At 35.8% G+C, this 19,034-nt stretch carries 14 protein-coding genes and 1 tRNA gene; 13 read left to right on the forward strand and 2 right to left on the reverse strand.

Annotation, left to right across the window (positions count from 1 at the left end; all coding sequences use genetic code 11):
- Window position 1: 1 nt before the first annotated feature.
- Window positions 2–2,215, forward strand: a complete 2,214-nt coding sequence (locus tag KFE94_08840; GenBank protein ID UTW64794.1) for a peptidase domain-containing ABC transporter — start codon at window positions 2–4, stop codon at window positions 2,213–2,215.
- Window positions 2,216–2,219: 4 nt separating this feature from the next.
- A complete protein-coding gene (locus KFE94_08845) occupies window positions 2,220–3,575 on the forward strand; it encodes an HlyD family efflux transporter periplasmic adaptor subunit (GenBank protein ID UTW64795.1) in 1,356 nt (451 codons plus the stop codon).
- A 9-nt stretch (window positions 3,576–3,584) separates the two neighbouring features.
- Here KFE94_08845 and lipB read toward each other — a convergent pair whose 3' ends face one another.
- Window positions 3,585–4,289 carry a lipoyl(octanoyl) transferase LipB gene (lipB, locus tag KFE94_08850; protein UTW64796.1) on the reverse strand — a complete coding sequence of 235 codons (705 nt, stop codon included), beginning with the start codon at window positions 4,287–4,289 and terminating at the stop codon, window positions 3,585–3,587.
- 9 nt (window positions 4,290–4,298) lie between these two features.
- Complete coding sequence (locus tag KFE94_08855) at window positions 4,299–5,282, reverse strand: bifunctional phosphoglucose/phosphomannose isomerase (GenBank protein ID UTW64797.1); 984 nt, start codon at window positions 5,280–5,282, stop codon at window positions 4,299–4,301.
- A gap of 289 nt (window positions 5,283–5,571) precedes the next feature.
- Between KFE94_08855 and rimP the strand changes: the two genes are divergently transcribed.
- The 11 genes from rimP (at window position 5,572) to KFE94_08910 (ending at window position 18,926) form a co-directional block, all read left to right on the forward strand.
- Window positions 5,572–6,039 (forward strand): ribosome assembly cofactor RimP, encoded by a 468-nt coding sequence (gene rimP, locus KFE94_08860; GenBank protein UTW64798.1) that lies wholly within the window; start codon window positions 5,572–5,574, stop codon window positions 6,037–6,039.
- 25 nt (window positions 6,040–6,064) lie between these two features.
- Window positions 6,065–7,300 carry a transcription termination/antitermination protein NusA gene (gene nusA / locus KFE94_08865; GenBank protein ID UTW68244.1) on the forward strand — a complete coding sequence of 412 codons (1,236 nt, stop codon included), beginning with the start codon at window positions 6,065–6,067 and terminating at the stop codon, window positions 7,298–7,300.
- Between the two features lie 58 nt (window positions 7,301–7,358).
- Window positions 7,359–10,199: a translation initiation factor IF-2 gene (gene infB, locus KFE94_08870; GenBank protein ID UTW64799.1), complete on the forward strand. Its 2,841-nt coding sequence runs from the start codon at window positions 7,359–7,361 to the stop codon at window positions 10,197–10,199.
- 207 nt (window positions 10,200–10,406) lie between these two features.
- Window positions 10,407–11,822 (forward strand): TolC family protein, encoded by a 1,416-nt coding sequence (locus KFE94_08875; protein UTW64800.1) that lies wholly within the window; start codon window positions 10,407–10,409, stop codon window positions 11,820–11,822.
- A 29-nt stretch (window positions 11,823–11,851) separates the two neighbouring features.
- Complete coding sequence (locus KFE94_08880; GenBank protein UTW64801.1) at window positions 11,852–13,189, forward strand: HlyD family secretion protein; 1,338 nt, start codon at window positions 11,852–11,854, stop codon at window positions 13,187–13,189.
- A 73-nt stretch (window positions 13,190–13,262) separates the two neighbouring features.
- Window positions 13,263–13,946 carry a tRNA (adenosine(37)-N6)-threonylcarbamoyltransferase complex dimerization subunit type 1 TsaB gene (gene tsaB / locus KFE94_08885; protein ID UTW64802.1) on the forward strand — a complete coding sequence of 228 codons (684 nt, stop codon included), beginning with the start codon at window positions 13,263–13,265 and terminating at the stop codon, window positions 13,944–13,946.
- A 97-nt stretch (window positions 13,947–14,043) separates the two neighbouring features.
- Complete coding sequence (locus KFE94_08890; GenBank protein ID UTW64803.1) at window positions 14,044–16,431, forward strand: MMPL family transporter; 2,388 nt, start codon at window positions 14,044–14,046, stop codon at window positions 16,429–16,431.
- A 65-nt stretch (window positions 16,432–16,496) separates the two neighbouring features.
- The gene (locus KFE94_08895) at window positions 16,497–17,468 is read left to right on the forward strand and encodes a polyprenyl synthetase family protein (GenBank protein ID UTW64804.1); all 972 of its coding nucleotides are present in this window, start codon (window positions 16,497–16,499) and stop codon (window positions 17,466–17,468) included.
- 5 nt (window positions 17,469–17,473) lie between these two features.
- The gene (locus KFE94_08900) at window positions 17,474–17,833 is read left to right on the forward strand and encodes a hypothetical protein (GenBank protein UTW64805.1); all 360 of its coding nucleotides are present in this window, start codon (window positions 17,474–17,476) and stop codon (window positions 17,831–17,833) included.
- 18 nt (window positions 17,834–17,851) lie between these two features.
- Window positions 17,852–17,925 (forward strand) — tRNA-Ala (locus tag KFE94_08905).
- 281 nt (window positions 17,926–18,206) lie between these two features.
- Window positions 18,207–18,926: a DUF4304 domain-containing protein gene (locus KFE94_08910; protein UTW64806.1), complete on the forward strand. Its 720-nt coding sequence runs from the start codon at window positions 18,207–18,209 to the stop codon at window positions 18,924–18,926.
- Window positions 18,927–19,034: the final 108 nt, after the last annotated feature.

The following is a 19,034-nucleotide window of genomic DNA, read 5'->3' on the forward strand; positions in this document are numbered from 1 at the left end:
AATGGGATTTCCTTTTTATCGTCAACCTGACAAAATGGACTGTGGTCCAACCTGTTTGCGTATTATATCAAAGCACTATGGACGTAATGTATCTTTAAATAGACTTAGGGAATTGTCAGAAACTACGAGGGCGGGATCTTCTTTAAGAAATATTTCTGATGCCGCTGAAAAAATTGGGTTTCGAACACTTGGTGCAAAATTAGATCTGGTGAAACTGAAAGAGGAAGCTCCGCTGCCTTGTATTGTTTTCTGGCAACAACAACACTTTGTTGTTGTATATAAGATCAAAAAGAATACGGTTTATGTTTCTGATCCCGCGCATGGATTACTTGAGTATAGTAAAGAGGAGTTTATAAAAAACTGGATAGGTTTAAGCGCAATTGAAAGTTCAGGTGAAGGAATTGCGTTATTGCTAGAACCTACTCCTCAGTTTATGGAGGATGAAGAAAATGATAAAGAAGTAAATAAGGGGTTCCGATTTTTATATAAATATCTATTTAGGTATAAAAGCTTTTTGGTTCAATTGGCAATTGGATTATTGGCAGGAAGTATTTTGCAATTAATATTTCCGTTTTTAACACAAAGTGTTGTAGATATTGGTATTCAAAATCAAGATATACACTTTGTTTATTTAATATTAATAGCGCAGTTGTTCTTGTATTTTGGGAAAACTGCTATCGATATAATCAGAGGTTGGATTTTTTTGCATTTAAGTGCTCGAATAAATATATCCTTAGTTTCTGATTTTTTTATCAAGTTGATGAAGTTACCTATTTCATTCTTTGATGTGAAAATGACTGGTGATCTGATGCAACGTATTAATGATCATGAACGTATTGAAAACTTACTTACTTCAACCTCTTTGAATGTATTGTTTTCATTTTTTAACCTAATTGTATTTGGTGGAGTCCTGGCATGGTATGATCTATCGATTTTTGCGATTTTCTTTATTGGTAGCTCACTTTATGTGTTGTGGGTAATTCTTTTTCTAAAGCGAAGAAAAGATCTCGATTATAAAAGGTTTTCTCAAATGAGTGATGAGCAAAGTAAAATTATGGAGCTTATTAATGGAATGCAAGAGATTAAATTGCATAATGCAGAAAGACAAAAAAGGTGGGGGTGGGAATACGTGCAGGCTAGATTGTTTAGAGTGTCTATGAAAAGTTTAGTATTACAACAAACTCAAATAATTGGTTCAGGATTTATAAACGAAATAAAGAATATATTCATAAGTATATTCTCTGCAAAACTGGTTATTGATGGCCAAATTACTTTAGGTATGATGATGTCGATTTCCTATATTATTGGTCAATTGAATAGTCCAATTGAACAGTTGATAGGTTTTGTGTACTCTGTTCAGGATGCAAAGATTTCTCTGGAACGTTTATCAGAAATTCATAACAAAGAAGATGAGGAAGGTTTGCCGGGTGTGGATGGAACAAATGAGAAGGTTGTTGAAATTCCCCTAGATTCAGATTTTGCATTAGATCAGGTTTGTTTTAGATATGTTGGTAGTACGTATGAAGTGATTAAGGGGGTGGACCTGGAGATTCCGGCAAACAAAATTACTGCTATTGTTGGCGCAAGTGGTAGTGGGAAAACTACTCTAATGAAGATGCTTCTGAAGTTTTATGAGCCCACAGAAGGAGATATAAAGATTGGGAGATTCAATTTACAGAATGTATCACAAAAATATTGGAGGGAAATGTGTGGAGTAGTAATGCAAGAAGGGTATATATTTAATGATACGATAGCAAATAATATTGCAATTGGGGAAACGGTGATCGATAAGGAGAAGTTGAAACGAGCTGTTGAAATTGCCAATATAGAAGACTTTATAGAAGGATTACCTCTGGGGTATAACACTAAAATAGGAATGGAAGGAATTGGTATGAGTACGGGGCAAAAACAGCGTTTATTGATTGCCCGTGCAGTGTATAAAGATCCAAAGTTTATCTTTTTTGATGAAGCTACAAGCGCACTCGATGCAAAGAATGAAAGTATTATTATGAATAACTTAAATACTTTTTTTAGAAAAAGAACTGCTGTTGTAATAGCGCATCGTTTGAGTACGGTTAGAAATGCAGATCAAATAGTGGTTTTAGATCAAGGTAGAATTATTGAGAGAGGTACCCATGAAGAGTTGGTGAGCCTAAGAGGAAGTTATTATACATTAGTTAAAAATCAGCTTGATTTAGAAAAAATTAATGCCTAGTCAAATGATCCATACTACGAAAGAATCGGAAGTAATTGAGGTTCGAAATCAGGAAACACCTGAGTTTGTTGTGGAAAGACGTTCAAGAATTGATGAAATTAGATCAGATGAAGTGCAGGAAATTTTAAATCGGTTACCGTCCTGGACAGTTAGATGGGGGATGACATTGATTTTTTGTTTGATTTTGATTTTGATAACTTTTTCATGGATTGTCAAGTATCCGGATATTATTAAAGCTCCAATGGTATTAAGTACTGAGAACCCACCGGTGCGTTTGATAAGCAAGGTCTCGGGTAAAATAGTTAGTTTGGAAAGAGCTAATGGAGATATTGTTTCTATGGGAGAAAAGTTGGGGCTAGTAGAAAGTCCAATATCCCTTGAAGAAGGGAACTATTTAAAAAATTATATCAGAGAAGTTAATATCCTTTTAATTGATAGCACACACAGTTTACCTCAAATAAAACCAGAATTTGCTTTTGGGGAGCTTCAACAGGCATTTAATCAGTTAAGTAAATCTTGTTTTGAATATCAGAAACTGCAACGCAATAATTATGAGAGGCAAAGAATGAATTCTTTACAAGATAAAATTGATAAATACGAGAAGGTTCGCGTAATTACTAAAAGGCAATTGAGAATTGCAGAATTGGATTTAAAAAATGTAAAATATGTTTTAGATGAAAATGTTATCCTGTTTGAAAATGGTACAATTTCAAAAATGGAACTATTTGCTGAGGAAAGTAAATATCATCAGAAACAGATGGAAATAGAGAGTTTAAACAAGTCGATAGCAGAAATGGATGTCAACTTGAGTAATTTGAATCAAGAACTAGCTGATTTAAAATATAATTATTTGGATAAGGTTTTGGTTTTAAAAAATGACATTAGTCTGTATGTCAATAGTATTCAGAGTGGTTTGGAGAGTTGGAAGTTTAACTATGAAATTTCAGCACCTGTTAATGGTAGATTAGTCTATTTGTCGCATTGGAAGAAAAATGAGTATATTAATTCTTCAACCCCATTATTTGCTGTTATTCCAGAAAATGAGGAGTTTGTCGCGAATTTAAAAGTGCCTTCAAATGGATATGGAAAGATTAAAGTGGGACAAAAAGTGAGGTTAAGTTTAAGCAGTTTTCCGTCTACAGAGTTTGGTTATTTGGAAGGAGAAGTATCCAGATTAAATGAAATATCTAATCAGGGTGAATATTTGGCTGAGGTTAGATTGATAAATGGAATGAAGAGCAGCTACAATATAAATCTGGAGTTTACTCCAGAGATGGAAGGAGTCGCTGATGTGATTACTGATGATCTAAGAATATTAGAAAGGCTGTTCATTCAGTTCAATAAATTAACGCAACGATAATTGGTTATTTTAAACGTTAAAGGGTGTCATTTCCATATCAAAAATTCTTTGAAAATGAACCTGAAGTTTATCTTTTACTTCCTGCATATCAACCTCTCGACCTAATTCTCTTTGCAATGAAGTAACATCTTTATCTACAATACCACACGGAACAATATTGCCAAAATATTCTAAATTGGTATTTACATTTAATGCGAATCCATGCATGGTTACCCAACGAGAGGTCTTAACTCCAATGGCACATATTTTTCTCTCTTGTGGAGTTCCAGGATCAATCCATACACCAGTATATTTTTCAAATCGTTCCCCTTTGATGCCATATTCAGCACATAATTGGATTACAGCCTCTTCAATATTTCTAAGATATAGGTGTATGTCTGGTTTGAATTGATCTAAATCTAGGATAGGATAACCTACTAATTGACCTGGGCCATGATAAGTAATATCACCACCCCTATTAATTTTATAAAATGTAGCCTCTTTATCTTCAAGACCTTGTTCGTCTAATAATAGATTGTCTAAAGATCCACTTTTTCCAAGCGTATAGACATGTGGATGTTCAACGTAGAAAAAGTAATTTTTCGGAGAAGTAGGCTGTTCACTTTTTATGTTTTTCAGTTTAAGCTCAACACTTTCTTTGAAGATTTCCTCCTGAAAATCCCAGGCTTCCTGGTAATCCAATTTACCTAAATCTTTGAAAAATACTTTTGGCATAGCTTTAAATTACTCGTGTGATTTTGCTAATTCACTTTTGAGGTAATCAATAACTTTAACTTCAACAACATCAACATCATTTAACTCACTTAGGTGGAATGAAACCCAATCTTCAAAGTGGATATGGTATAATGTTCTACAAATTTTAGAATCTCCCTTTCCCCAAATTTCAAATATACTATCTGTATGTTTGGATATGATTTCTTTATTTATTTCAATTCTATGCTGATTTTTAGAACTGTCATCCGAATTGCGTAGAAAAACGACAGAGAATTTATTATCTCCACCAGCCCATCCCACTAGCTCATTATGATTCATTTCAGGAATGATATGATGCCAGCAAAGCATTTTAGAGTTTTCATTAATCTGTTGACGGAACCTCGTTGCAATGCCATCATATCCTGAAACTGAGTAAATAACAGGTATAGTGTTTTGCAGGTTCTTAGCTAATGATTGGGATTTACTAATGATATTGCCTTCTTCAAGGTCAATTAATGAAATTGATTTTCTTATTTCCGATTCGATATCAAATTGAGTGATTCCGTAATGATTGAGTAAAAACATGAGTGAAACAAGTGAAAAAGCGATCATAGATCTTGGTGGGTTGCCACCTTCTATCAAGATACAATTTAGATTGTTTTGATCAATAATTTCTTTTGCTATTCCACCTGAAGTAATAAATGCAATTTCAGTATTTGACTTGATCGCTTTATGGATAACACTAATTGTTTCTTCGGTATTCCCAGAATATGTAGAGCCAATAACCAAAGTGTTCTCATTTACCCATGTCGGTAATTCGTAACTGTTATTTATAAAAACCGGAATCTGAGTTGCAGCAAGCTCGGAGATAATTGTTCCACCAATCCCAGAACCACCCATTCCGGTAATGAGTACATTGTGAAATGTTTTATTTGAAGGGGTCAAAACTGTATTCTGTCCAATTTCTAAAGCTTCATTTAATTGCTTTGTGAAATTTTGAATTAGTGTTTTCATATTTCTTTGTTTAAGGGGTGCCAAATTTAGTTTAAACATATAAATCTCGCATAATTTATTTCTGTAAAGGGTGTGAATAATTCTATAGGTGGATGTGAATATTATGTGAATTTTGTGTGACGATTACATCGGTTTATGACGATTTGATTAAATATAAGTGAATTAAAAAGGTATAAAGCCTGTTTTTATTTAATAAAATTCTATTTTTGCAGCAAAATTACGAAGAATGGAAAAGAGGGGTTTCGAACCCCTCTTTTTGTATCTTAAATTAAAGTCAAGGCGATTATAGATGATTCAAGAGTCAACAGTCAGAAAATTAATAGAAGAAACCATAGAAGGAACGAATATCTTTTTGGTCGATCTTAAGATTGGTTCCGGGAATAAAATTTCTGTTTTGGTAGATGCTATAGGAGGATTACCTATTACAGATTGTATGAAAGTAAGTCGTGGTATTGAGTTTAATTTAGATCGTGAGGAGCAGGATTTTGAATTAAATGTTTCTTCACCAGGGCTGGATAAACCTTTAAAGGTATTTAAACAATATGAGAAGAATATTGGCAGGAGTTTGAAGGTGACTCTAGTGGATGAGGGTGTTGTAGATGCAAAAGTGACTTCGGTTTCAGAACCGGAAATTGAGTTTAGTTTGGAAAAAGTGATTACTCCAAGTGTATCTCTTGAGAAATTAAAAAAAGGAGATGCTTTTAGAGTGATAAATAAGGATATTAAAGAAGCAAAAATTAATATTTCGTTTAAGTAAGCGGAAGTTAAATATTACAGTTATGATGAATACAGATCAACTTATTGAGTCGTTTTCGGATTTTAAAGAATTCAAAAACATCGATCGTGTAACTATGATGAATATCTTGGAAGAGGTATTTCGTTCCATGATCATTAAGATGACGGGAACAGATGATAATTATGATATTATTATCAACCCGGATAAAGGTGATATTGAGATTTGGCGTAATCGTGAGATTGTAGATGATGATGAGGTAGAGGATGAAAACTTGGAGATTTCTTTGAGTGATGCCACGAAAATTGAGCCTGATTTTGAAATCGGAGAAGAGGTTGCTGAGCAAATGCAACTAGAAGATTTTGGAAGAAGAGCAGTATTGGCATTACGTCAAAACCTGATTTCTAAGATTCATGAATTGGAAAAAGATTCTTTATATAAACTCTACAAAGATAGAGTTGGAGATATCCTCACGGGTGAAGTTTATCAGATCTGGAAAAAAGAAGTCTTAATTTTAGATGACGAGGGTAATGAGTTGATATTGCCAAAGTCCGAGCAAATTCCAAGTGATTATTTCAAGAAAGGAGAGACTGTTCGTGCGGTGATTAAGAAAGTAGATATGCGTAACAATAGTCCTGTGATTATTTTATCGCGTACTGCAACTGAATTCTTGGCGAGGTTATTTGAACTAGAAGTTCCTGAAATTTTTGATGGATTGATTACAATTAAGAGTATTGTAAGAGAGCCGGGAGAACGTTCTAAAGTAGCAGTTGAATCTTATGATGATAGAATCGATCCGGTTGGAGCTTGTGTGGGTATGAAAGGATCTAGAATTCATGGTATTGTAAGAGAATTACGTAATGAGAATATTGATGTAATTAACTATACAGCGAATCCTCAATTATTTATTGCACGCTCGTTAAGCCCTGCGAAGATTACAAATACAGTGATTGATGAAGAAAACGCAAAAGCAGATGTTTTCTTAAGACCAGATCAGGTTTCTTTAGCCATCGGAAAAGGTGGTCACAATATTAAATTGGCAAGTAGAATTACTGGTTACGAAATTGATGTTTACCGTGAAGAAGGAGGAGACAACGAGGATGTGGATATCGAAGAATTTGCAGATGAAATTGACGGATGGATTATTGACGCTTTAAAAGCGATCGGATGTGATACCGCAAAAAGTGTAATTCGCTTGTCTAAAGAAGATTTAATTCAAAGAACAGATTTAGAAGAAGAGACTGTTGATGCAGTATTAGCAATTTTACGTGCTGAATTTGAATAAAACCGCGTAAAAATGATTTAGTTTATATTAATTTGCCACCAAATACAACTTTCCAAATATGGCAGGTCCAACAAAGAGATTAAATAAAATAGCAAAAGAGTTTAACGTAGGAGTGAACACAATTGCCGAGTTCCTTAAAGGAAAAGGTCATGAGATTGATGCTTCACCTAACGCTAAAGTTTTGCCTGAAATGTACGAATTGCTTGTAGAGCAGTATGGTTCAGATAAAGCTAGAAAAGAAAAATCTCAAGAATTAAGAAATAAAAAAGTGGAACGTAAGACGATTTCACTTGAGCCGGAAGCTCCTATAAGACCAACTGTAGTAGAAAAGGCTGATCCGGTATCTGTTGAGCCTCCAAAGGAAACTCCTAAGCCAGAAGTGAAGGAAGAAGTTGAAACACCTGCTCCAGTGAAAGAAGAGGTGAAGACGGAAGAGGTGAAAGAACCTGTTGTAGAGGAAAAGCCAGTAGTTGAAGTGAAAGAAACAAAACCTTCAACTGAGGTGGAAATCAATAAAGGAGATCAGGGAGAATTTGAGGATGGTAAAGGGCCTAAGATTTTAGGTACGATTAAGTTGGAAGAACAAAAGCCAAAGGCCAAAGGGAAGCCAAAGAAAAAGCCGGAGCCACCTAAAGAAGAACCTAAGAAGGAGAAGAAACCTGAACCTCCAAAGGAAGAGAAGAAGGAAGAACCAAAACCTTCGAAACCTGCCGAGCCGGAAATGGTAAAGGCACAGGTGGAAAAATTAACTGGTCCAACAGTGGTTGGTAAGATTGAATTACCAACGAAGCCGGAGAAAAAGAAAAAGCCAGTGGCTTCTTCTACGAATCCGAATGGAAATAAAAGAAAACCAAGAAAGAGAATTGCGAATCCAGGAGGTGGTCAAAACAACCAGGGAGGTAATAACCGAGGCGGTCAAAATAGATCAAATCAGGGAGGCAATAATCGAGGTCAAAATAGAAGAAAGGGGAGAAAGCCAGAACCAGTTGTACAACGTACTGATGAGCAAATCCAAAAAGAGATTAGTGAAACTCTGGCAAGATTAAGTGGTAGCAAGAAGTCGAAAGGGGCTAAGCACCGTAGAGCGAAGAGAGAAAGTGCAGCGCAACAAATGGAGGAAACTCTTGCGGCTCAAGAATCTCAAAAGAAAAACATCAAAGTAACAGAGTTTGTTACCGTTCATGAATTGGCAACAATGATGGAAGTGTCCATCACAGATGTTATTTCAGCATGTATGACTTTGGGAATGATGGTATCCATCAACCAAAGATTAGATGCAGAGACGTTATCTATCGTAGCAGAAGAATTTGGATTCTCTGTGGAGTTTGTAGGTGCAGATACCGAGACAGATGAGGTAGAAGAAATTGTGGATGCTGAGGAAGACTTGGTACCAAGAGCTCCTATCGTTACGGTAATGGGACACGTTGATCACGGTAAAACCTCTTTATTGGATAAAATTCGTGATGCAAACGTAATTGCCGGTGAGGCCGGAGGAATTACGCAGCATATTGGCGCCTATATGGTGTCTTTAGAAGATGGTAGAGAAATCACATTCCTGGATACTCCGGGTCACGAGGCCTTTACAGCGATGCGTGCACGTGGTGCTCAGGTTACAGATATTGCCATTATTATTATTTCAGCTGACGATAGTGTGATGCCTCAAACTATTGAGGCCATTAATCACGCGCAAGCGGCTGGAGTGCCAATGGTATTTGCATTTAATAAAATGGATCGTCCAGATGCAAGTGCAGATAGAATTAGAGAGCAATTATCACAACAAAATATCCTGGTAGAAGAGTGGGGTGGAAAATACCAAACTCAGGAAATTTCGGCTAAAACCGGAATGGGTATTGATGATTTGTTAGAGAAAGTATTATTAGAGGCCGATCTTTTAGAATTAAAAGCTAATCCGGATAGAATGGCTTCAGGAACTATTATTGAAGCGTCTCTGGATAAAGGTAGAGGTTACGTAACTCAATTGATTGTTCAAACCGGAACAATCAGGGTAGGTGACTTTATTGTTGCTGGACAATATTTTGCAAAAGTAAAAGCGCTAACCGATGAACGTGGTAAATCTATTCGAGAGGCAGGACCGTCTCATGCGGTATCAATGTTAGGTTTCGCAGGAGCACCAAATGCCGGTGATAGCTTTAAGCAGTTTGCTGAAGAGCGTGAAGCAAAACAATTAGCGTCTAAGAGAGAGCAGTTACAAAGAGAACAAGGACTTAGAACGCAGAAACATATTACATTAGATGAGATTGGTCGAAGATTATCATTAGGTGATTTCCACGAGTTGAATGTAATTGTAAAAGGTGATGTGGATGGGTCTGTTGAGGCATTAGCAGACTCGTTAATGAAACTTTCTACGGAGAATATTCAGGTGAACGTAATTCATAAATCGGTAGGTCAAATTTCTGAATCTGATGTGTTGTTAGCAACGGCTTCTGATGCGATTATTGTTGGATTCCAGGTAAGACCTTCAGCAAGTGCGAGAAGATTAGCAGATAAGGAGCAAATTGATATCAGATTGTATTCTATTATTTACGATGCGATTGAGCAGATGAAAGATGCAATGCAGGGTATGTTGAAACCTAAACTGGTTGAAGAGATTGTTTGTAATATCGAGATTAGAGAAACTTTCAAGATTTCAAAAGTTGGAACAATTGCAGGTTGTTACGTTCTGGATGGAACAATTACACGTAATACACATGTAAGAGTTATTCGAGATGGTATCGTAGGATACGCTGGAAAACTGGGTTCTTTGAAGCGCTTTAAAGATGATGTAAAAGAAGTAAAAGCAGGATACGAGTGTGGATTGAATATTGAAGGATACAATGATATTAAAGTAGGTGATATCATTGAAGGATATGAAGAACGCGAAGTAGAGCAAAAACTGTAATGCATTAATTACATTTAGAAATATTAAAGACGGTCATTAAATATTTAATGACCGTTTTTTTATGCCTTGATTTTGTTATTCGACTGACAAAAACCAAAACCATCTATCCCAAATTTCTCCCTTTTAAATACAGTATTTTACGTTCTTTAAAATATAATCAGAACACCTTAGGTATGTCATAAATTTGTCTTGGAAAATAGTGCGATTATGACAAAATACCTTCTTATCATCTCATTCCTATTGAATGGATTTATCTCTTTAGCCCAGGAAGTTTGGAGTTTGGAAAAATGTGTGCAATATGCATTGGAAAATAACCTGGATGTGCGTCAGGCAGAATTGAATGTTGAGAATGCACAAACTGGTGTGATGCAATCCAGGAGTCAGTTTTTACCTAGTGTAAATGCATCGGCATACTATGGATATAACTTTGGTCAACGTATTGACCCATTTACGAATCAATTCGCTCAAAGTACAGTAAATACAGGGAATTTTAATTTGTCAGCCAATTGGACGCTTTTTTCAGGATTACAAAACCTGAATGCATTGACGCAAAGTCAATATGATGAAAAAGCATCTGATTTTGCATACAAAAACGCACAATATTTGACCAGTTTAGCGGTAACGACATCTTTTTTGCAAATTCTATTTAATGAAGAAACCTTAGGGGTAGCTGAGAAGCAATTGGAAATTACTGCGCAGCAGGTTGATCGTACGAGAAAACTGGTAAATGCGGGTAGCGCTCCGCAGGGAAGTTTATACGATATTGAAGCACAATATGCTCGGGAAGAGCTTGCAAAAGTGAATGCTGATAACCAGGTAGTTTTAGCGTATTTGTCGCTGAAACAATTGTTGCGTCTCCCGGGAGACTTTAACATGAAGGTGTTGGTACCCTCTAAATATGACAGTAGCGCTTTGGCACTTCCTAAAAGTTTAGATGCGGTAATTCAAACTGCGTATGATTCATATCCAAGTATTAAAAGTAATGAGTATTCATTACTAAGTGCTGAAAAACAAATCAGCTTATCAAATGGAGCAATGATCCCAAGATTAACATTAAGTGGATCTTTAGGTACGGGTTATTCAGGAAATGCAACAGACGTAATTGGGCAAACTTTTGAGGGAAACAGACCCATAGGTTTTGTGGAAAACTCTAATGATATTGTTTTGAGTCCATCATATTCAACCCAAACAAGAACACAAGGTTTTGGTGATCAGGTGACAAACAACTTTAACCAATCTTTAGGTTTAAGCTTAAATATCCCAATTTTCAATAGAATGAATAATCGCGCAGCTGTGAATAGGGCTAAAGTGAACTATGCGATTCAGGAAAACAATCTGGAAAAAGAGAAACAAAAAGTAAGACAGGATATTGAAAAAGCTTACGCAGATGCGTTAGCAGCTTATAAAAGTTATATGTCTACGGAGAAAGGCTTGAAGTCATTAGAGGAAGCATTTAATTATGCGCAAAAGAGGTTTGATGTCGGGATGATTAATGCGGTAGATTATAATGTGGCGAAAACCAATTTGTATAGAGCGCAGAGTGATCTGGTTAAAGCAAAATTCGATTACATTTTTAGAATGAAAATATTAGACTTCTACCAAGGGAAGTCATTGACATTATAAGTTCAAATGACGAGATAAAGAACTTTCAGATGAATAAAAGAAATATATTAATTGGAGTAGGAGTCCTGATTTTCGGTGTGCTTTCGTTCCTTGTTGTAAAAAAATCTAAAGAGAGCAATGCCAAGTATACGGTAACTTCTACAGAGATTGTTAAAGGAAAGATTGTTGAAACGGTTTCAGCTACAGGTAGAATTCAACCGGAAAGAGAGGTAAAGATCAGTCCGGAAGTTCCTGGAGAGATCATTGAATTACCTGTTGTGGAAGGTATGAAAGTTTCCACGGGAGATTTATTGGTTAAAATTAATCCGGATTTATATCTGGCATCCGTTAGTCGTGCCCAGGCAGGATTAAATTCTGCGAAAGCCAATATGGCTAATTCCAGAGCAAGGTTAACACAATCTAAGGCGAGGTTTATAAATGCTGATGAGAACTATAAACGTCAATTGCAGCTGAATAAAGACGGTGTTGTTTCCGATTCAGATTTTGATCGTGTGAAGAGTGAATTTGAAGTGGCAAAGGCTGAAGTGTCTGCAGCTGAAGAGAGTGTTAAAGCAGCAGAGTTTAATGTGAAAAGCGCACAGGCTACTGTGAAAGAAGCTAATGATAATTTAAAACGTACGACTATCTATGCACCAATGAATGGGACGGTATCCAAATTGAATGTTGAACTTGGAGAGAGAGTGGTAGGGACTGCGCAAATGGCGGGAACAGAATTGATGCGCGTGGCAGATTTAACTCAAATGGAAGTTCACGTTGAGGTAAATGAAAGCGATATTGTGAGGGTAAAAGTAGGAGATCAGGCTACGGTCGAAGTGGATGCATATCTAAATAGAAAGTTTACCGGAGTGGTGAAAGAAATAGCGAATTCTTCAGCATCATCTAATATTCAATCTACGAATGAGATTACCGTATTTAATGTTGAAATTAGTATTGATCGAGCATCGTATGAAGATTTAATTGATCCTAAAAATCCGCATTTAAGTCCTTTCCGCCCGGGTATGTCGGCTAATGTTGAAATTTTAACCAATGAAAGAGATAATATTGTGATGGTCCCTATTCAATCTGTTACCATTCGCCCTGATAGTTCTGAGAACGTAATGAGAACGGTTAAAATTAATCTCGAAGAATATGAGGATGATGAATTGTTTGAGGTGATTTTTGTCTTGGAAGATGGCGAAGCGGTAATGAAAAAAGTGAAAACTGGAATTCAGGATACTAAAAATATAGAGATTGTGGAAGGAGTAAGTGAAGGAGAAACTGTTATTTCAGGACCGTATTCTATTGTCTCCAATAAATTGCTCCATGGGGATAAGGTGGAAATTAAGAGTAAAGAGGATCTTTATAAAAGTGATTCGGACGAAAAATAAGAGCGGAAATCACTAATTTCTATCTTTTGAAATATTTTCTCGAAATCAGATAGCCTATTTTCGCAGCCAGATTATGGCTACAATCTTAAATATTGAAACTTCCACAACAGTTTGTTCGGTGGCTATTGGAATAAATGGTAAGCTTTGTGCTGCCCATGAAATAAACGATGGGTATTCCCATGCGGAGCAACTGGAGGGCTTAATAGAAAAGTCTTTAGTTGATGCGCAATTGTCCATAAAAGATATTGACGCAATATCAGTGAGTAAAGGTCCGGGATCATATACGGGTTTAAGAATAGGGGTTTCATTGGTAAAAGGTTTGTGTTATGGTCTCAAAATACCAATGATTTCTGTTCCTACATTAGAAGCCATGGCAAATCATCCCGATGTAGTTGGATTTGGCGGATTAAAAGTCCCAATGTTGGATGCCAGACGAATGGAAGTTTATACCTGTGTATTGAATGCCGACAATTCGGTAAAGGAAGAAACAAAGGCCCTGGTATTGGAGTCAGATTCATTTGAGGAGATACTGGAACAAAGTCAAACTGTTTTTTTTGGGCCTGGAATGGATAAAAGCAAGTCTCTTTATGCAGACCATTCATCGGTTACATTTATTGATGACGTATTCCCTTCAGCCAGGTTTATGATTCCAATTTCGGAGCAGAAATTTTTAAATGAAAATTTTGAAGATGTGGCCTATTTTGAACCTTTCTATTTAAAAGATTTTGTTGCTGGGAAGCCTAAAAAAATGTTGTAAGCAATGGGAGTAACATCCTTTTGTAGTCCTAACAATTATGTTAATTTCGAGCTCCTTAACTTTATTGTAAAGTTATAGCGATAAGAGAGATGTTTTTATGTGGGAATTACTCGCCAGATTTATTGTAAGACGTAGTGTTTTTATACTGATTACCATACTAGTAGGGACAGCTATTGTAGGGTATAATTCTACGAATTTGCGTTTACAATGGACACTCCCAAAGATGCTGCCAGACAATGACTCAACGTTGATTGCGTATAATGAGTTCAAAGAAAAGTTCGGTAATAATGGGCAGGCGATGATCCTGATTCTGGAAGAAAACCCTTTAGATGATCTGGAATTGTTTAATTCCTGGTATAGATTCGGACAAACATTAGAGGATATTGATGGGGTGGATACAGTGGTATCTATCAATAGACTTTTCAATGTGGTTAAAGATACCGCAAACAAGAGATTCGACCTACGAAAAATTGTGCCTCATGAATTGAAAACGGAGGCTGAATTGGATAGTGTTCGGGCTTTGATATATTCCTTACCGTTTTACAAAGACCGGTTGATCAATGATACCAATCATGTGAATTTGATGCTGGTTACATTGAATGGCAAAATCTTTAATTCCAAACAAAGAGAGCCGTTAGTGTCTAAAGTTTTTAGTAGTGTTGATGAGTATGCGGAGACCAATAAATTACATATTCACTCAAGTGGTATGCCGTATATCCGAACCATGATTACGCATTTGGTAAAAACGGAATTAGGTCAGTTTTTAGGTTATGTAGTTTTAGTTACGATTATTGTATTGATGATCTTTTTCAGATCATTTTCTCCCGTGCTGGTTTCTATGCTTATTGTGATTCTGGGGGTCACCTGGAGTTTTGGAATTATTACGTTTTTTGGTTTTGAAATCACAATTCTAACGGGAATTATTCCGCCTTTAATCATCGTTATTGGTATACCGAATTCCATTTACCTCATTAATAGATACCATTCAGAATATGCGCTACATCAGAATAAGGTATTAGCGATTAGTCGTGTGGTGCGTAAGATTGGTCAGGCGACCTTGATGACTAATGTGACAACTGCGGTTGGGTTTCTGGCTTTTGCTTTTACACAGAGTTCGATTTTAGTAGAGTTTGGAATTGTTGCGTTTGTGAATATCATGATTCTATTTGTGTTATCGATATTTATGATTCCTGCTATTTTGAGTGTTTTGCCACCACCAAAGAAAAGGCAGATGCGTCATCTGGATCGTAAAGGTTTAAATAAGATAGTGGATGGATTGATCCATGTGATTTCATATCATAGAACAAAAGTATATTGGGCTTCATTAGCGTTAGTAACTATTTCACTTTATGGACTTTCTTTAATGACGACCACAGGTAATCTTACTGATGATTTACCTCAAGATGATCCGGTAATTCAAGATCTGCATTATGTAGAAGATAACTTTAGAGGTGTGATGCCTTTTGAGATAGGAATAGATGGATTAAAGCCAGGTGTGGTTTCTAAAACATCTACATTAAAGCGGATTGATAAGTTAAATACACTGTTCGCGGATTATCCTGAGTTTGGAAAACCAATGTCGATTGTAGAAGGGATTAAGTTCACCAAGCAAGCGTATTACGGAGGTAACCCAAAGAAATATCAATTGGTAAAAGGCAATGAAAAGTTGTTTATCAAGAAATATCTTGATAATACACAGGGTAATTCCAATATGTTGAGTCCATATGTAGATAGTACTGGTCAGTTTGCGCGTGTTTCAGTGCCAATGAAAGATGTGGGTAGTATTGAAATGGACTCTTTAATGAGTGATTTAGGGCCAAAAATCACGGAGATTTTCCCGGAGGAAAAATTTAAAATTCAATTGACTGGTCCTGGGGTAGTTTACCTAAAAGGAACGAAATATCTTGTAAAGAACTTACTTCAAAGTTTGGCGTTAGCGATTTTAATTATTGCAGGTTTAATGGCAATTTTGTTTAAGTCATATAGAATGATCATGATGTCAATTTTGGTTAACCTTATTCCGTTAGTTGTGACAGGTGCTATGATGGGTTTCTTTGGAATTCCGCTAAAACCTTCAACAATTTTGGTATTTAGTATTGCTTTTGGAATTTCAATCGATGATACCATTCACTTTTTGGCGAAATATAGACAAGAACTGGAGAACTGCGAATGGGATTTAAAACCGGCTGTAATAGATTCCATAAAAGAAACAGGTGTAAGCATGATGTATACATCTATTATTCTGTTTTTTGGATTTGGTGTTTTCGCCTCATCTCAGTTTGGAGGTACTCAAGCTTTAGGAATTCTAACATCATTAACTTTGATTGTTGCAATGATTGTGAACCTTGTACTGTTACCCTCTCTATTGTTGACCATGGGAAAACAGTTAACAAATAAAGCATTTAAAGAGCCTTTAATTGAAATTATTGATGAAGAGGAAGATATAGATTACTCCGGCTTAAGAATTGAGAATAGAGAGAGTTAGGAGAAATAAATATAATTCATAAAAAGTGGATACGGATAGTATCTGTTGGATATACTAGAGGAATAATGCAGGAAATTAGTGCGATCTCAGAGAAATTAGCTGAAGGGATTAGTAAATTAAATTTGGACCGTGATCCTTCAGGGCTATACGAACCTATAAAATATATTCTATCATTAGGAGGAAAAAGAATCAGACCATTGATGACGCTTATTGCGGCCGAAATGTTTGACCATACTCCATATAATGCAATGCCTCAGGCTTTAGCCATAGAGGTGTTTCATAATTTCACATTGTTACATGATGATATCATGGATGATGCTCCATTGAGAAGAAACAAAGAAACTGTTCATTTAAAATGGAATGTCAACACAGGGATTCTTTCAGGTGATGCCATGTTGATTAAAGCATATCAGTTATTAAGTGCAACCTCACCGATTTATCTGTCTGAGATTTTCAATTTGTTCAATGAAACTGCACTAGGCGTGTGCGAGGGACAACAAATGGATATGGAGTTTGAAACACGTGATGATGTGAAAATTTCCGAATATTTAGAAATGATCCGATTGAAGACTGCAGTGCTTTTAGCGAGTTCTTTAAAAACCGGAAGTATTATTGGTGGAGCTAATGATGCCGATGCGAATCGCATGTATGAAATTGGGGAGAATTTGGGAATAGCATTTCAATTGCAAGATGACATTTTAGATGCTTTTGGAACTCAAAAGATCGGTAAGCGAATCGGTGGAGATATTATCTCTAATAAGAAGACTTATTTATTAATCACTGCTCAGGAATTGGCTTCAGGAGATCTGAAATCCAGATTGGATTATTGGATTCAAGCTGAGGATTTTGATGAAGCAGAAAAGGTGCGTGAAGTATTAGACATTTTTAATCAATTAGGCATTCAGGAGATTGCGCAAAAGGAAATGAACAAATATTCTGATAAAGCCATGAAAATGCTAGAAGAGTTAGAGGTTTCCAAAGAAAAGAAAGTGAATATCAATGCGTTGATGAATAAGTTGCTCCAACGTGATTTCTAAAAGTTATGGGTGAGCTGAGCTGGATTCAAGAAAATCAAAAATGGATAGTACAATATCCTGATTTTTTAGATCTTGTACGTCAGCAAATTCAAAAGGATTTTGGATTGGAAGGATTCCAAATGGAATTTGGAAGTTCAGATGATTTGGAAGATGTTTATCATAAACTTTATGATCAAATCACGAGATTTGTACAACAGGATTTTAATGGGTTGATGCGATTGTTATATCGTATTGATATAAGTGAAACCAAGGTGCAAAAACAAATGGATTTGATTCCGGACGATACAGCTAGAGCGATAGCAGAATTGATTATCAAACGTGAAGTACAAAAAGTAATTTTAAGAAAACAATTTAGTACAGATTAGTATTAAATTTGTCTCTATGGGGGATTAGCTCAGTTGGCTAGAGCGTTTGACTGGCAGTCAAAAGGTCACCGGTTCGACTCCGGTATTCTCCACAAATAGGAATATGTAAATCAGAATAATTATCTTATTGTTTTGATTTACATCAACTTAAATCTTATTCTCAACGGTTCGACTTCCCCGAACAGTTCTAGTATCACATATTGAATTATCAGTAATGATGTTGTTAATCAATACTTTAAGGGTTCGGTTCTTATAAGCTTTTTTTTTGAAGTCTTTAGGTATTATTAAATATCTAATTGTAAATGTTTGTAGTCGTTTGTAATTATTTAAATAGGATGATTACATTTAGCCACTTGTTGTACACCATAATGAGATGACTACACAAGAGTTTAAGAAACAAACGGGCAAATATCTAGGAGCAAAAATTCGTGAATTGGGATTCAAAGGCTCTGGTTTCAATTATATAATGGATTCAGACAATTATGTATTCACAATAGGAATTCAAGCAAATCGATATGGAGGTAGTTTTTGTGTAGAATTGGGAGTTCATCCTAAGAAAATAACATCTAATGGGTTTGAAGATTTAGATTTTAAAAAACTCAAATATTACAACTGTGAATTTAGGACAAGACTTGCAAGAGAAGGAAAAGGTGACAAGTGGTGGAATTACACAAACTCAGAATCAAAAAACCTTCAACTCATTGACGAAGTTCTCATTTATATTGAAAAGTATGCCTTACCTATAATCGATGGTTTCATAAAAGACAAAGACCTATTGGAGAAGGTCAAAATAACAGATTTAAAAAATAGATTCATTCCAATCCCAGACTACAAAAGTGGTTTAACACCAATGATTTCTGATATACGGTTAGCTTGGGTTTTAGCTGTTGAACTTGAAGATATCAATCATGAGAAATCATTTGAATTTGCTAAATATGCTTTATCAAATGATAAATCGCCAAGTAACTTTTTTGGAAATACCGACTTACAAAGAATACTTAAATCCTATAATTACAGTTCAGGCAAAGGAAAAACATCTCAAGATAAAATGAACTTTTGGACAAGACTTACAGGTAAATTGAAAAACAAATAAATACGGTGTACAACATGGTATATAGCAAATAGGGCGTTTAGTGGTTTACGAAAGTTCTGTGCTATCTACCAACACCGCCAACGCGAAGCCTCACCGCAGGTAAATCGT

The organism is bacterium SCSIO 12643 (assembly GCA_024398135.1).
In the GTDB taxonomy this organism is placed as follows: domain Bacteria; phylum Bacteroidota; class Bacteroidia; order Flavobacteriales_G; family Salibacteraceae; genus CAJXZP01.